The following is a 15,044-nucleotide window of genomic DNA, read 5'->3' on the forward strand; positions in this document are numbered from 1 at the left end:
TGTCGAGCATTACTCGGCGGCCTGGCGAACCTCGCCCACCGGCTCGAGCACCAGCTGCCCGTCGCCCTCGTCAGCGCGGACCGTGTCGCCGTCCTTGATCTTTCCGGAGAGGATGGCGTCGGCGAGCGGGTCCTGGAGGTATTTCTGGACCGCGCGCTTGAGCGGCCTCGCGCCGTAGACTGGGTCGTAGCCGACCCGCCCCAGCCATTCGCGCGCCTTGGGCGTCAGCTCGAGCGTGATCTTGCGGTCATCCAGCAGCTTCTGGAGCCGTCCGACCTGGATATCGACGATCGGGCCCATGTGCGCGGCGCCGAGCCGGTGGAAGAGGATGATCTCGTCCAACCGGTTGAGAAATTCCGGGCGGAAGTGGGCGCGAACGACCTCCATCACCTGCGGCTCGACCTTCTCGACCGGCTCGTCCTCGCCCAGGTTGGCGAGGAATTGCGACCCCAGGTTCGAAGTCAGGATGATCAGAGTGTTCGTGAAGTCGACGGTTCGGCCCTGGCCGTCGGTCAGACGCCCATCGTCCAGTACCTGCAGAAGGATGTTGAACACGTCGCCATGTGCCTTCTCGACCTCGTCGAACAGCACGACCTGGTATGGCCGGCGGCGTACCGCCTCGGTCAGAACCCCGCCTTCCTCATAGCCGACATAGCCGGGAGGAGCGCCGATCAGCCGCGCGACTGCGTGCTTCTCCATGAACTCGCTCATGTCGATGCGCACCATCGCCGACGAATCGTCGAACAAGAACTCAGCGAGCGCCTTGGTCAGCTCGGTCTTGCCGACCCCGGTGGGGCCGAGGAACAGGAAGGAGCCGAGCGGCCGGTTGGGGTCCTGGAGTCCGGCGCGGGCGCGGCGGACGGCGGCGGAAACAGCTTTCACCGCATCGTCCTGGCCGATGACCCGGGCGCCGATCGCCGCTTCCATCTGCATCAGCTTGTCGCGCTCGCCTTCCATCATCCGCTCGACGGGGATCCCGGTCCAGCGGCTGACGACCCCGGCGATGTCCTGGTCTGTCACTTCCTCGCGGAGCATTGCGCCCTTGGTGACCGCCTGCGCTTCGCTCAGCTGCTTTTCGAGCTCGGGAATCCTGCCGTATTGAAGCTCGCCGGCTTTCGCGAGGTCGCCATTCCGTTGCGCCTGCTCGAGCTCCAGACGAGCCTGGTCCAGTTGCTCCTTCACCTTCGCTTCGCCCGCGATCTTGTCCTTCTCCGCCTGCCAACGCTGGGTCAGCTCGGCCGACTGCTGCTCGAGATTGGCGAGCTCCTCCTCGAGCTTCGCGAGCCGGTCCTTCGACGCCCGGTCCTGCTCCCTCTTCAGCGCTTCGCGCTCGATCTTCAGCTGAATGATCCGACGGTCGAGATTCTCGATCTCCTCGGGTTTCGATTCGACCTCCATCCGTATCCGGCTCGCAGCCTCGTCCATCAGATCGATCGCCTTGTCGGGAAGGAACCGGTCGGAGATGTAGCGATTCGAAAGGGTTGCGGCCGCAACGATAGCGGCGTCCGTGATCCTCACCCCGTGGTGGAGTTCGTACTTCTCTTTGAGGCCGCGGAGGATGGAGATGGTGTCGGGCACTGTCGGCTCGCCGACGAACACCGGCTGGAATCGCCGCTCCAGCGCCGCGTCCTTCTCGATATGCTTTCGATATTCGTCGAGCGTGGTCGCACCGATCACGTGGAGCTCGCCGCGCGACAGCGCGGGCTTGAGCAAATTGCCGGCGTCCATCGCGCCTTCGCTCTTCCCCGCGCCAACCAGCGTGTGCATCTCGTCGATGAACAGGATGATGTTGCCTTCGGACTGCTTCACCTCGTCGATGACGCCCTTCAGCCGTTCCTCGAACTCCCCGCGATATTTCGCGCCTGCGATCAGCGAGCCCATGTCCAGCGACAGCAGCCGCCGGTCCTTGATCCCGTCGGGAACGTCGCCGTTCGCAATCCGCACAGCGAGGCCTTCGGCGATCGCGGTCTTGCCGACGCCGGGCTCGCCGATGAGCACTGGATTGTTCTTGGTCCGGCGGGCAAGCACCTGCACCGTCCGCCGGATCTCCTCGTCGCGGCCAATGACCGGGTCGAGCTTGCCCTGGCGGGCAGCTTCGGTGAGGTCGCGCGTGTAGCGCTTGAGCGCATCGTAGCGGTCTTCGGAGCTCTGTGTGTCGGCGGTCCGTCCGCCGCGAAGCTTCTCGATGGCTGCATTGAGCGTTTGGGGCTTCAACCCCGCACGCTCTAGCGCAGTCCCGACGTCGGTGCCCTTGGCGAGCGCCATCGCCAGCAGGATCCGCTCGACGGTCACATACTGGTCGCCTGACTTCTTCGCGACCTGCTCGGCCTGGTCGAGAATGCGGATGGTATTGCCGTCGAGCGCAGGGGCGGAGGTGGCGCCGCTGCCGGTCACGGCCGGCTCTTTCGCTACGAGTGCGTCGACTTCGCGCCGGGCCGTCTTCGAGTCGCCGCCGGCAGCCTCGATCAACCCGGCGGCCATGCCCTGCTCGTCGTCGAGCAGCGCCTTGAGGAGATGGGCCGGCGCAATCCGCTGGTGATGCTCGCGGACCGCGATCGTCTGCGCGGCCTGGAGGAAGCCACGGGCGCGGTCGGTCAGCTTTTCAAAGTCCATTCAAAACCCCCTTAGGTCGGGAGGGATATTGTTGTTGCATATCAGCAACACAAGGGCGAGCGGGCCCTAATATTTCGGCGCCGGCGGCAGCTGCGTGGCGGGCGTTGGAGTCGCGGGCGGGGCTGAGGGCAAAGGCTGGCCGACCGAAGCCACGTCGCTGGGGTGGACGATCGGCGGGCACAAGGCTGCAACCGCTGGATCCATGTTCCACCGGCGGTACTTGGTGCTGTCTACGTGGAATCGAAGGAAGGCGTAGAAGCCGAGGCCGGCGCCATAGGCCTCGCCGTGCCTGGAATGGATCCGGCACAATTCCGACATCAGCGCCTCGCGGGTGGTTGGCCTGAGCGGCACCATGTCGATGGCGGAATCATACTTGTGCGCGCTCTCCACGGCCCCGCCGGCGCACTCGTTGAGCTGCGGGTTGCGATAGACCGAGACCGGCTCGACCGGCCCGACGGCCGGGATCACATAGTCGCGGATGTAGCGAAGAGTCTGGATGATGTGCGGCCACTCGCTCGTCGGCGGAACCTCAAACGGCTGCGCTCCACACTCCTGCCAGGAGGTGGCGGTTCGGAACAGCTGCCAGGTCGGAACGATCCCACCGACGCCCGCCGATTCCAGATAGGCGTTGAACGCCTTCACCTGGGTCGCCCGCCACGGAACCGCGAGGTACCACGAGCGGTAACCGGGCTCGTCCTGGCCGACGGTGATATATTGGGCCGCCGGGTCGGCAGCGACGGCGACGGGGGTCGCTTCAGGCAGCGCCGGAGGCAGGGTTTGAGCGGCAGCGGGGGCCGCAAGGGCCAGGAACCAGAGGAAAAGCATTCGCATCGCTGGCGATGATAGTCTTGTGCGGCGGCTTGAAAAGCGGCGAGCGCTGGGCAACACCGCATTTATGGGCCAGCCGATCGATGTCGACCTTCCGCACAAGCTGGGTAAGGAAGCCGCCAAGCGGCGCATCGGCGACAATGTCCACAAGCTTCACGAGCATCTCCCGGGCGGCGGCAAGGTCAGCTCGCACTGGGAGGGCGATACCCTGAACATGTCTGTGGCGGCGATGGGCGACGCGATAGAGGCGAAGCTCACAGTCTATGAGGACAAGGTTCACTGCCACTTCGATCTTCCCGGGCTCCTAGGAATGTTCGCCCAGCCGATCGCGGCGATGTTGAGGGCCAAGGGCGGCGACATCCTCCTGGAAGACCACAGGGACTGATGCGCCACTTCGCCGTCGTCGGTTCGGGGCCCGGAGGCTTCTATACCGCGGAGGCGCTCAACAAGGCGTACGGCGATGAGGCGCGGGTCGACATCATCGATCGCTACCCGGTCCCTTATGGGCTGGTCCGCTTCGGCGTCGCGCCCGACCATCAATCACTCAAAGCCGTTTCCAAGCGCTACGACGCGACTGCCGACACGTCGGGCGTCGATTTCATTGGCAATGTAACCGTCGGGCGCGACGTGTCCGTCGCGGAGCTGCTGGACCATTATGACGCCGTGGTGCTGGCTATCGGGGCACCCAACGATCGCAAGCTCGGAATTGCGGGTGAGGACCTGCCTGGAGTCTTGGGCTCTGCTGCCTTCGTCGGCTGGTACAATGGCCATCCCGAGTTCGCGGACCTCGATCCGCCGCTCGGCGGCGCTCACGCAGCAGTGATCGGCAACGGCAATGTCGCGCTCGACTGCGCAAGGATCCTGGCCAAGACCCGCGAGGAGCTACAGGGCGGCGACATCGTCAACCACGCGCTCGACGCGCTTCATGCCTCGCCGATCGACACCATCACCATCCTCGGCCGGCGCGGGCCGTTGCAGATCTCGATGACTCCGAAGGAGCTCGGCGAGCTCGGACATCTCGAGGCGGCAACTCCGGTCGTCGACCCGGCCGACTTCCCGCCCGTGGAAGCCGATGAGGAGCTTGATCCGGGGCAGCGCAAGTCGGTCTCGCTCCTTCGCGGATTTGCCGAAACAGGACCGGACGGCTCGAAGCCGACGAAGATTGTCTTCGACTTCTTTGCCAAGCCGCTTTCCATCGAAGGCAAAGGCAGGGCCGAACGGCTGATCGTCGAGCGGACCAGGCTCGACGAAGCGGGAAGGGCGACGGGGACCGGCGAAACCTATGAGGTGCCCGCGTCGCTGGTGATCAGCTCGATCGGTTATTCGACCCCGCCGCTCGAGGGCATTCCGTATGACGATCGCGGCGGCAAGTTCCTCAACGAGAACGGCAAGATCGCCGACCGTCTCTATTGCGTCGGCTGGGCGCGGAGAGGGCCGAGCGGCACAATCGGGACCAACCGCCCCGACGGCTATGAAGTCGCCGAGCAGATCGCCGCCGCGATGCCCCCGGGAGACGCCGGCGACCGCAAGGGCGCGGAAGGGCTGAAAGCTCTGCTCGCCTCGCGAGACGTCATGGCGACCGACTATGACGATTGGCGCAAGATCGAACAGACGGAAAGCGCCAACGCCCGTTTGGGAAGCCCGCGCGAAAAGTTCGTCCGGGTCGAAGACTGGCTCGCCGCGACGGGGCGCTAAGCAGCTCCTCAGGACGTGCTTGCGCTTATTCCGCCCCCAATCTATCTAGCCGCGGCCTTGGCTCCCGCCGCGACTTCCGTGTCGCACATGCGGGTTCCGGTCGGGGAGTAGCTCAGCCTGGTAGAGCACTGTCTTCGGGAGGCAGGGGCCGGAGGTTCGAATCCTCTCTCCCCGACCATCGATTTTGCCGGGTGTCCGGTGGACACTCTGGCAAGATCCATCAGCTACGGTCGATCACGTCCCCGTTGAGCTCCGCGATTCTCGTCGTTCCCGTTAGCGCCATGGCGACCCGCATCTCCGCGTCGATCAGCTTGAGCATGTGCGCCACGCCCGCTCCGCCGGCGCCGGCGAGCGCATAGGCCCAGGGCCGGCCGAGGAGTACGAAGTCGGCGCCAAGCGCGAGCATCCGCACCACGTCGAGGCCCGAGCGCACTCCGCCGTCGACCAGCACCGGCACTTGGCCGGCGACGGCTTCGACGATCCTCGAAAGGGCTTTCGCGGTGGAGACCACGCCGTCCAGCTGCCGCCCGCCGTGGTTGGACACGACGATCGCGTCGGCGCGAGCTGCCGTCGCCTGGAGAGCGTCTTCGGCGTCGAGGATGCCCTTGATGATCAGTGGCCCGTCCCATTGATTCCGTACCCACTGGACGTCGGCCCAGCTGACGCTCGGGTCGAAATTGGCTGCGATCCACGACTGGAAATCGCTCAGCGGCGCGCCCTTGCCGACGATTGCCTCCAGATTGCCGAGGTTCAGTGGCCGCCCGTGGACGGCGACGTCCCAAAGCCACTGCGGCCTCGATAAAAGCTGCGCCATCCGCCTCGGGCCGCCGCCGGCCGCTCGGGAGTCGCGATAGCGCGAGCCCGGCACGGCGAGATCCACCGTCAATACCAGCGCCCCGCAACCGGCCGCCTTCGCTCGCTGGATCAGGTCGGCGACGAAGCCTCGATCCTTGACGAAATAGAGCTGGTACCAAGGCACGTGCCCGCTTGCGGCCACTTCGCCAAGCGAGCAGCCGCTGACCGTCGACAGAGCGAAGGGCACGTTCGCGGCCGCGGCTACCCTGGCGACCTGAACCTCGCCTCTCCGCGCGTAGATCCCAGCCAGCCCGACCGGGCCCAGGCCAACCGGCATCGCCCAACGCTTGCCGAACAGCTCGGTCGACAGGTCGATTCGCGAGACGTCTCGAAGCACCCGCTGGCGGAGCGCGATTTTCTGCAGATCCTCCACGTTTCGGCGGAGCGTGATCTCGTCGTAGGAACCGCCGTCGAGATATTCGAACAGGAAATGGGGTAGCCGCGCCTTCGCGAGCGCGCGATAGTCGCTGACGCTTGCGACGCGCCTCGCCAAATCAGGTCGCGAAGCTCGGATCGAGCCGGTACGCCTTGCGCTTGAGCGCCGGCCAGGCGAGCAGGTTGGCGGCGACGTTGAGCCCCGTCGCGCCCTGCTGTGCCGTCACTTCGGGAGCGCCCTGCGGCGGCATGTTCACGTCCTTGCCGGCGGAAAGCGCCATCACCTGCGCCTGGCAGGCGCGCTCGAGGAAATAGAGCTTCACGAAGCACTCGCCGACGCTCTTGCCGACGGCGAGAGTGCCGTGGTTGCGCAGGATCATCGCGCTCTTGTCGCCCAGATTCGCGACCAGCCGCTCGCGCTCGTCGAGGTCCACGGCGACGCCTTCATAATCGTGGAACGCGATGTCGCCTCGAACTAGCATCGCGGTCTGGGTCAGCGGCAGCAGCCCCTCCGAATGTGCCGCGACCGCCTGCCCCGCGGGCGTGTGAAGATGCATCACCGCCATCGCGTCCTCGCGCGCCATGTGCACCGCCGAATGGATGGTGAAGCCGGCCGGGTTGGTGATGAACGGAGTCGGATCGACCGGATTGCCTTGGATATCGACCTTGACCAGCGACGAGGCGGTGACCTCCTCGAACATCAGCTGATAGGGGTTGAGCAGGAAATGATGCTCCGGGCCGGGGACCCGCGCCGAGAGGTGGGTGAAGATCAGGTCGTCCCAGCCGTAATAAGCCACCATCCGATAGGCGCAGGCGAGGTTCACCCGGATCGCCCATTCCTCGTCGCTGACCTTGCCCTTGAGCGACGGGATCTCGACCGATTCGATGGCGGCTGCGCTGCCGATCCCGCGGTTCATGCTGTCGACGCGGTTCATGCTGCCTCCGCCATGGCGTCAGGGTGAGCCGCAGCGAAAGCCGGAAGCTCCGACGCGTTGGTGTCAGCGCGAAGGAGCGTCGGATAGGCATCGACCGGCACGTTGAACCGCCGCGCGTTGTACATCTGCGGCACCAGGCAGATGTCGGCCAGCGTTGGCGTGTCGCCGAACAGGAACGTGCCCGCCCTCTCCGCAGCAAGGGTTTCAAGAGCGTCAAAGCCTTCCGTCACCCAATGCGCATACCAATCGTCGCGCGCCGGCTGCTCCTGGCCGAGGGGGCCGCTCAGATACTTCAGTACGCGAAGATTGTTCAGCGGGTGGATGTCGCAGGCGATAGTCAGCGCCATTGCGAGCACGTGCGCGCGATCGGCTGCGTCCGCCGGCATGAAGGGCGGGTCGGGCACGATCGAATTGATGTAGTTGCAGATCGCCAGGCTCTGGCTGATGTAGTGGCCGTCGATCTCCAGCGTGGGAACAAGGCCCTGCGGATTGAGCCCGCGATAGGGTCCGCCTTTCTGCTCGCCTTCCAGCAGATTGACCGGCCTACGCTCGTAATCGACGCCCTTCAGGTTGAGCGCGATTCGAACGCGGTATGCCGCCGAGGACCGGTAATAATCGTGGAGGATCGCCCGCATCGCGGCGATTCCTTACTCCGCCGTGACGAACGGCGCTACTACCTCGGCCGGAACGCGTATCGGGCGGCCGCTCGCCCGGTCGATGATCGCCCAGAAGGTTCGAGCGCGCACGCAGGGCTTTCCGTCCGCCCCCGTGAACTCGACGATGCGGTCGAATCGCGCCCCCTTCGGTGCCTCTCCGACCCAGGTCCGCGCTGTGACCGTGTCGCCCTCGCGGGCGGCGCGCAGGTAATCGATCTCGTGCCTGACCACGACCCAGAAATAAGCTTCGTCATGCTCGGGCGCGGCGACGGACCGCCAGTGTGCGACGGCGATGTCCTGGATCCACCGGACCCACACCGCATTGTTGACGTGGCCGAGTTCATCAATGTGCTCGGGCGCGGCCGTGAACGTCATTTCGAACACCGGCCGCTCGCTCATCTCACTTCACCTGGGTGATCACAAAGGCGAAGGCCTCGGCGACCTCGTGCAGATGCTCCCAGCGACCGGACTTGCCGCCGTGCCCGGCGCCCATGTTGATCTTCAGCAGCAGCAAATTGTCGTCCGTCTTGGTGGCGCGAAGCTTCGCGGCCCACTTGGCCGGTTCCCAATAGGTCACTCGCGGGTCGTTGAGGCCGCCGGTGATCAGCATCGGCGGATAATCCTGCGCTCTTACATTGTCATAAGGCGAGTAGCTTCGGATCAGCTCGAACGCCGCCTTGTCCTTCAACGGATTGCCCCATTCGGGCCACTCGCCCGGAGTCAGCGGTAAGCTGTCGTCGAGCATTGTGTTCAACACATCGACGAAGGGAACATCCGCGACCACGGCGCCCCATAGCTCCGGGTCGGTATTGGCGACGACGCCCATCAGCTCGCCGCCGGCGGACCCGCCGTTGATAGCGATCCGGCCTGCCTTGGTGAGCCTGGCGTCGATCAACCCCTTCGCCGCGTCGACGAAGTCGGTGAACGCGTTGTTGCGCTTGTCCAGCTTGCCTTCGAGGTACCAATTGTAGCCAAGGTCGTCGCCGCCGCGGATGTGGGCGATCGCATAAGCCCAGCCACGGTCGAGCAAGCTGATCCGGGCGCTCGAAAAGCCTGGCGGGATTGCGTGGCCGTAAGCGCCATAGGCATAGAGGAAGAGCTTCCCCTCGCCGTTCTTCTCGAACCCCTTTGGGTAGACGACGGAAACCGGCACTTGCTTGCCGTCGCGCGCAGGCACCATCAGCCGCTCGGTCACATATTTGGACGCGTCGTAGCCCGACGGAATTTCCTGGACTTTCAGGACCTCGAGCTCGCCGCTCTCCGGGTGATAGTCATAGACCGTGCCGGGCGTGACCATCGACGAATAGCCGATGCGGTACGCTTCCGGAGCGAACTCGGGATTGCCCGCGAAGCCTGCGCTGTAGCTCGCCTCCTTGAAGGGAATGCGCGTTTCCTCGCCGTTGTAGGTGCGGAGAATCAGCTGATCGAGCCCATCCACCCGCCGGTGCATCGCGATATGGTCGCGATAGCTCGCCGCCCCCATCAGATAGACCTGGTCGGAGCCTGGGATGATCTCCTTCCACTCGCCGGGTGAGGCGGGGTCCGCTTCGACGAGGCGGAAGTTCACGTGATTGTCGTTGGTGACGATCCACAATTTGCCGTGTGCGGAATCGACCGAATATTCGAGACCCTGCTTGCGCGGTGCGACCAACACCGGCTCCGCCAGCGGGTCGGAAGAGGGGACGAAGCGCACCTCGGTCGTCGTATTGTCGCCCGTGGCGATGAAAATCAGGCTCCGGTCCTGCGAATCGTCGATCCCGACCGAAAACCCCAAGTCGTCGGTCTCCTCGTAGAGCGTCCTGTCCTCGCTGACCGGGGTGCCGAGCCGGTGGTAGCGGGCGCGATAGCTTCGCCAATTGTCGTTCACCTCGGTGAAGACGATGCCCGTGCTGTCGCTGGTCCAGACGGGCGATCCGATCCCGACCTCGGTGATCGTCTCCACATCCTTGCCCGTCGCGAGGTCGCGGACCGTCAGGACGAAGCGCTCCGACCCGCTGGCGTCGATCATTGTCGCGGCCAGCCTTCCGTCCGGGCTGATCTCGAGCGCGCCGAGGCGGAAATACTCCTTGCCCTCGGCCTCAGCCGGCTCGTCGAAGATCAGCTCGTCTTCGCCGCCCGCAAAGCGCTTCCGGTACCAGCTGCGATATTGGGCGCCCGGCGTGAACTTCCACCAATAAAGCCAGTCGCCGTCGCGGATCGGGACGGAGCTTTCATCCTCCTTGATCCGCCCCTTCATCTCCTCGAACAGCCCGTCCACCAGCGCCTTGTGCGGCTCCATCGCGGCCTCGAAAAAAGCGTTCTCCGCCTTCAGGTAGGACAGCACATTCTCGTCGGTGACGTTGGGATAGCCCTGGTCGCGGAGCCAGGCGTAGGGGTCGTCGACTCGAACGCCGTGATGCTCGAAGCTGTGCGGCCGCTGTTCGGCCTTTGGCGGCTGCGGAAGGTCTGGAGTCTTGTACATGCTGCGCTCTTAACGCCGCTGCCGCCTACGGGAAGGGCAGGTGATGATCCTGCTGGTGCCTATTGCCGCGACACAGGCTCGAACAAGAGGTCCTGATAGTCCCAGCTGAAGTCGGCCCTCGGCGACACCGGTTTCATCGTCACGCGCTCGATCTTGCCGTTCGAGTCCACTGAAAAGGACACATAGGCCGGCTCGACCCAGTTGAGCGCCGGGTTCGTCTTGAACGTGTCGTATTGATAGTGGGTGAGGGGGCCTTCCATGCCGCTCGAATGCGGGAAGGCAATGTTCAGCCCCTTGCCCGACCTGCGGACGCTGATCGTCCCGTACCAGGGATCGGTGTAGTCGCCGACGTAGCGGTCGAGCGGAAGCGAAGGACCGATCGGCGCGGGCTTGGCCTCGGCGGTCTGCACCTGCTTCGCCGCCGCCGCGAGCCGGCCCATCTTGAACGCGTGAAACTTCTCCGGCCACTGACCTTGCGGCGCGCCGAGATAATGGTCGAGAAGCTCGTCGCGAAGGCCGAGGATGATCTGGCCGTCCTCGCTGTTGGCGGCAATGAAGATGCCCACGTTCTTGTCAGGCAGGAGCGCGATGGTCGCCTGCGAACCAAGCACCGCACCATCATGTCCGACGACCTTTGCCCCGCGATAATCGGATACGTCCCAGCCCAGCGCGTAGAGGTTGAAGTTGGGCTCGGTCGCAGCGAATTCGGGCGGAAACTGGCGGATCGGGGTCGGCACGACTCCGGTCCACATCTGCTCCGACTGCTCTTCCGAGAACAGCCGCTTGTCGGTTCCCGGAATGCTTCCGCGGCCGAGTTGGGTCAGCAGCCAACGGCCCATGTCATTGGCGCTGATGGCCAGGCCGCCGGCCGGTGCGGCGTTCTGGGCAATCGTCGCGCTTTCATCGAGCGGAGCCTGCGCGCCCATTCCATGAACCGGTCCGCTGTTGCGGCTGTGCGGGCGGGCGTGGTTCGGGTTTGCCTGGAACTCCGCGTCGGTATCCGTCGAGTTGCGCATGCCAAGCGGTCCGAACACGTGGTTGTGGATATACTGCTCCCACGTCTCGCCGCTGACTTCCTCGATCAGCTGGCCGGCGGCCATGTATAGGATGTTGTCGTAGGCATAGCCGCTCCGGAAGCTCGTTGCCGGCTTGAGATAGCGGATCCGGCGCACCGTCTCCTTGCGCGAAAGCGTGCTGTTGGGGAGGAAGAGGAGGTCGCCCTGGCCAAGGCCTAGCCCGCTGCGGTGGACCAAAAGGTCGCGGATCGTCATCTCGCGCGTGACCCACGAATCCCACATGCGGAAGTCGGGCATGTGGTCGATGACCTTGTCGTCCCACTTGATCTTGCCGGCATCGACAAGCGTCGCCAGCGCCGCGTTGGTGAATGCCTTTCCGGTCGATCCGGTGAAGAAGATCGTGTCCGCATCCACGGGCTGGTTGGTGGTGATGTCCCGGACGCCCCACCCGTGCGCCAGGGTCACCTTGCCGTCCTCGACGATGGTGATGGTGACGCCCGGCACCCCAAACTCTTTGCGGAGCTGCTCGACGCGCTGCTCGAAACCGGCCGGCGGAGCTGCTGCCGCCGGTATTGCGCAAAGCGCCAGGGCGATGGCCGTGAGTGTTCGGGTGCCGAGCTTGAGCATGCGTTACTCCTGGGTTGGGGCAGGTCGTGGGGTGGCGCAGACTTGGTCGCGCGAACGCCAGAGCTTCCAAACGCCGATCGTTACGAGCGGCAGAATGTATGTGGCGAGCAGCACGTAGGCGAGCGCGCGGTATCCGTTGGCGATCAGGGACACGAGTCCGAAGCGGCCGGCGATGAACATGCAGCCGGTGAGCAGGACGAGCGCGACGATCAGCCTCGCGCGATGCGAAAGCGGCTGGCCCGACCGGAGCGTCCACACATGGTCGATTCGCTCGTTGATCGCGTGCACCGAGCTTGTCCCGCTTTCCAGCAGAGCGGAAAAGATCATCGCCTGGAACAGCAGGTGGAAGGCTGGAATGCCGATCTTCTGAAGAAGGAAGTCGGACGGTAGCGTCGCGCCCTGAACTTCGGGATAGAAAGCGACCATCGGGATGAAGAAGAGGAGCGCCGGAATCATCGTCAGTGGCCCGGCGATCGTTCCGGAGATCATTGCGTCGCGGTCGCTCGTCAGGTGGCGAAGGACCGGCAGGATCACCACCGCGCCGATGATGTTGTAGCTGAAATAGGTGAGGCCGCCGAGCGCCCAGCCCGAGCTTTGCGGATAAGCCGCGAAGCCCGCCGGAACGCGGTCGCCGAAGCTCCACAGCGCCAGCACGATGAACAAAGCGTAGACCGCGTAAAGCAGGTAGGACACGTCGCGGAACAGCGCTTCGACCGCCTTGTTTCCGAAGGCGACTACGGCTGCGATTCCGCCCGCGAGCACCGCGGTCCCAAGCCAGACCGGAGCACCGAAAACCGCATGGCCGATCGCGCCAGCGGCGGCTCCGTAGACGGCAAGGATCAGGATGACGAACAGGATGTAGGCCAGCTCGAACGCCGGCCATGCAGGGCCGAGCAGCCGCTTGAAGAAGCTACGGTAGTCGAATGCCTGGAATCGCCGCGCCAACACGAAGGTCAGCGAGCAGAAGATGCTGAACAGCAATGTCGCGAACAGGATCGCGAACAGGCCGCCCCACGGACCTCGAGCCAGGAAGAATTCGGCAAGCTCGCGGCCGGTCGCATAGCCGCCGCCGATCACCACCGCCTTCATTCCGAGCCCTGGAAGGATCCAGCGGCTGAAGCGGCTCGGAAGGCGATCGGTCACTTGGCTGCGGGTCCCGACGCTCCTCCCCAGAGCCTCTCGGGAACGAAGACTTCGCCGTCCGAATAGATCGAGCTCGACAGCGGGTCGTCGGAAAGGCCGTAGGGTCCATCGAGGTCGACAAAGTCGCACAGCTGCCCGACGATGAATCCCGGCGCCATGGCAAGGGTCGAGCCGCCCATGTTGCCGACCATCACCTGCTTGCTCATTGCGCGCGCTTCGTGCGCCATCGCCAATGCCTCGGTGAGGCCGCCGCACTTGTCGAGCTTGATGTTGATGACGTCGAAGGACCACGCCCGCTCGCGAAGCTCCTCCAGGTCCAGAATGCTCTCGTCGGCAGCGACCGGAACGCCCGGCTTCCAGCCTTCCAGGGACAATTCCTTCCCGCGCGCCACCGGCTGCTCGACGAGCGAAACCTTATGGTCGGAGAGCAGCTGCGACAGCCGGTCGAGATCCTGTTCGACATATCCCTGGTTGGCATCCACCGAGAGCCACACGTCGGGCCGCAGGCTGCGAACCGCGGCGAGCCGCTCGCGGTCCGCCTCCACGACTCCGTCGAGCTTGAGCTTGATGGCCTTGGCGAAGTCCAGTTTCGCCAACCGGTCGATGATCACCTGCGGCTCGTCGGCGGGCAGGGTGAAGACCGTTACCAGCGGCTTCGGCTGGGCAATTCCGGCGAGCGCCCACACCGGCTTTCCGGCTGCTTTCGCCTCCAGGTCCCACAAGGCGCAGTCCAGCGCGTTGCGACCGCCGCACGGCGGAAGCATCGAGCGCAATTCCTTGCGGCCGATTCCCTGTTCGATCGCCGGCCTGACTTCCTCGATGGTCGCGACCATGCGGTCCTGGTCGTCGCCCAAGTAATAGACTCCGGCCGCCTCTCCGCGCCCCGCCTCGCCCTGGACCGAAATGGTCGCGACCACGGAGGGCATCGCGTCGAAAACATAGCCGCTGATTCGAAGGGGCGATGCGAACCGCATTGCCATCCGGTCGACACTCAATTCGCGCGCTGCGGTCGTGGTTGCCATGGCGCATGCTTAGCAACAGTCAACAAAGTTTCAAATATAGAAACAGTCAGTCGATCCGATGCAGGCCGTGCTCGCTGAGGCGCCACGCCTTCCCGGCAGTCCCGGCCAGTTGCTGAATGCCCGGGCCTGCACAAACCGCGAGCACGGAGCACGGGCCGGCGCTGGTTCGGACGTAGCCGTGGGCCATCCCGCTGTCGAAATAGACGGAGTCGCCGGGGCCGAGATTGAGCGGAGCGTAAAGGTCCGAGTGGAGCTCCATCGTACCCTTCAACACGTAGAGATATTCCTCCCCTGCGTGCCGAACGAGTCCGCCCAGTTCCTCGACGCTTCGCGCCTGCACGTCGATGATGATCGGAATCATCATTTTTCCGAGCAATTCCGCCGCCGGATAGTGGTGCACGTGGCGCTCCGACTGGGCGTCCAGCTCCTGGCCCGAGCGGGTCACGCTGCGTCTTCCGACCGCCACCGGAGCGTTCGCCTGCTCGCCCTCCGCGATGATGTCCTTGAGGTCGACGTTGAGGGCCTGGGCGAGGCGGATGAGCTTGTCGTAGGTCAGCGCCATCTTGCCGTTTTCGAGCTTCGACAGCGTCGAGTAGGGAAGCCCTGCCCTGGCCGACAGCGCGCGCAGGCTGAGCCCCTGGTTGAGCCGCGCCTGGCGGATCGCGCGAGTCGGGGCGGGGACGTCGTCGTCGGTGGCCCCGCGCCCTCCGCTAACGCCATTATCGCTGTGCGATCCGACCATAATTCCCCGATCTAGAAACCAGTTGCTATTCCGGAAACATGTGGCAAGTATGCCAGCATAATCGCGTGGAGGGCTA

13 protein-coding genes and 1 tRNA gene are annotated in these 15,044 nt (G+C 64.8%); 3 read left to right on the top strand and 11 right to left on the bottom strand.

The window, feature by feature from the left end:
* Window positions 1-9 precede the first annotated feature (9 nt).
* Together clpB and LZ519_RS10190 are read right to left on the bottom strand one after the other, a co-directional pair.
* Complete coding sequence (gene clpB, locus LZ519_RS10185) at window positions 10-2,613, bottom strand: ATP-dependent chaperone ClpB (protein ID WP_249868560.1); 2,604 nt, start codon at window positions 2,611-2,613, stop codon at window positions 10-12.
* Window positions 2,614-2,679: 66 nt separating this feature from the next.
* A complete protein-coding gene (locus LZ519_RS10190) occupies window positions 2,680-3,438 on the bottom strand; it encodes a D-Ala-D-Ala carboxypeptidase family metallohydrolase (RefSeq protein ID WP_249868561.1) in 759 nt (252 codons plus the stop codon).
* Window positions 3,439-3,463: 25 nt separating this feature from the next.
* Between LZ519_RS10190 and LZ519_RS10195 the strand changes: the two genes are divergently transcribed.
* The 3 genes from LZ519_RS10195 to LZ519_RS10205 all read left to right on the top strand — a co-directional run bounded on the left by LZ519_RS10195 (window position 3,464) and on the right by LZ519_RS10205 (window position 5,314).
* A complete protein-coding gene (locus LZ519_RS10195; protein WP_249868562.1) occupies window positions 3,464-3,826 on the top strand; it encodes a polyhydroxyalkanoic acid system family protein in 363 nt (120 codons plus the stop codon).
* Window positions 3,826-5,136 (top strand): FAD-dependent oxidoreductase, encoded by a 1,311-nt coding sequence (locus tag LZ519_RS10200; RefSeq protein WP_249868563.1) that lies wholly within the window; start codon window positions 3,826-3,828, stop codon window positions 5,134-5,136. The genes LZ519_RS10195 and LZ519_RS10200 overlap by 1 nt, the downstream gene beginning before the upstream one ends.
* A gap of 101 nt (window positions 5,137-5,237) precedes the next feature.
* Window positions 5,238-5,314, top strand: a tRNA-Pro gene (locus tag LZ519_RS10205).
* A gap of 42 nt (window positions 5,315-5,356) precedes the next feature.
* Here LZ519_RS10205 and LZ519_RS10210 read toward each other — a convergent pair.
* Genes LZ519_RS10210 through LZ519_RS10250 form a run of 9 tightly spaced genes read right to left on the bottom strand, consistent with a single transcriptional unit; the run spans window position 5,357 to window position 14,968 of the window.
* Window positions 5,357-6,484 carry an L-lactate dehydrogenase gene (locus LZ519_RS10210; protein ID WP_249868564.1) on the bottom strand — a complete coding sequence of 376 codons (1,128 nt, stop codon included), beginning with the start codon at window positions 6,482-6,484 and terminating at the stop codon, window positions 5,357-5,359.
* Window position 6,485: 1 nt separating this feature from the next.
* The gene (locus LZ519_RS10215) at window positions 6,486-7,301 is read right to left on the bottom strand and encodes a class II aldolase/adducin family protein (protein ID WP_249868565.1); all 816 of its coding nucleotides are present in this window, start codon (window positions 7,299-7,301) and stop codon (window positions 6,486-6,488) included.
* Window positions 7,298-7,936, bottom strand: a complete 639-nt coding sequence (maiA, locus tag LZ519_RS10220; protein ID WP_249868566.1) for a maleylacetoacetate isomerase — start codon at window positions 7,934-7,936, stop codon at window positions 7,298-7,300. Before maiA ends, LZ519_RS10215 begins: the two co-directional genes overlap by 4 nt.
* A gap of 12 nt (window positions 7,937-7,948) precedes the next feature.
* The gene (locus tag LZ519_RS10225) at window positions 7,949-8,356 is read right to left on the bottom strand and encodes an acyl-CoA thioesterase (protein ID WP_249868567.1); all 408 of its coding nucleotides are present in this window, start codon (window positions 8,354-8,356) and stop codon (window positions 7,949-7,951) included.
* A gap of 1 nt (window position 8,357) precedes the next feature.
* Window positions 8,358-10,418, bottom strand: a complete 2,061-nt coding sequence (locus LZ519_RS10230; RefSeq protein ID WP_249868568.1) for a S9 family peptidase — start codon at window positions 10,416-10,418, stop codon at window positions 8,358-8,360.
* 59 nt (window positions 10,419-10,477) lie between these two features.
* Window positions 10,478-12,061 carry a serine hydrolase gene (locus LZ519_RS10235; protein ID WP_249868569.1) on the bottom strand — a complete coding sequence of 528 codons (1,584 nt, stop codon included), beginning with the start codon at window positions 12,059-12,061 and terminating at the stop codon, window positions 10,478-10,480.
* A 3-nt stretch (window positions 12,062-12,064) separates the two neighbouring features.
* Window positions 12,065-13,204 (bottom strand): YkvI family membrane protein, encoded by a 1,140-nt coding sequence (locus tag LZ519_RS10240; protein WP_249868570.1) that lies wholly within the window; start codon window positions 13,202-13,204, stop codon window positions 12,065-12,067.
* Complete coding sequence (locus LZ519_RS10245) at window positions 13,201-14,226, bottom strand: dipeptide epimerase (RefSeq protein WP_249868571.1); 1,026 nt, start codon at window positions 14,224-14,226, stop codon at window positions 13,201-13,203. Before LZ519_RS10245 ends, LZ519_RS10240 begins: the two co-directional genes overlap by 4 nt.
* A 46-nt stretch (window positions 14,227-14,272) precedes the next feature.
* A complete protein-coding gene (locus LZ519_RS10250) occupies window positions 14,273-14,968 on the bottom strand; it encodes a helix-turn-helix domain-containing protein (RefSeq protein ID WP_249868572.1) in 696 nt (231 codons plus the stop codon).
* Between the last annotated feature and the right edge of the window lie 76 nt (window positions 14,969-15,044).

Source organism: Sphingomonas anseongensis, from assembly GCF_023516495.1.
Taxonomy (GTDB): domain Bacteria; phylum Pseudomonadota; class Alphaproteobacteria; order Sphingomonadales; family Sphingomonadaceae; genus Sphingomicrobium; species Sphingomicrobium anseongensis.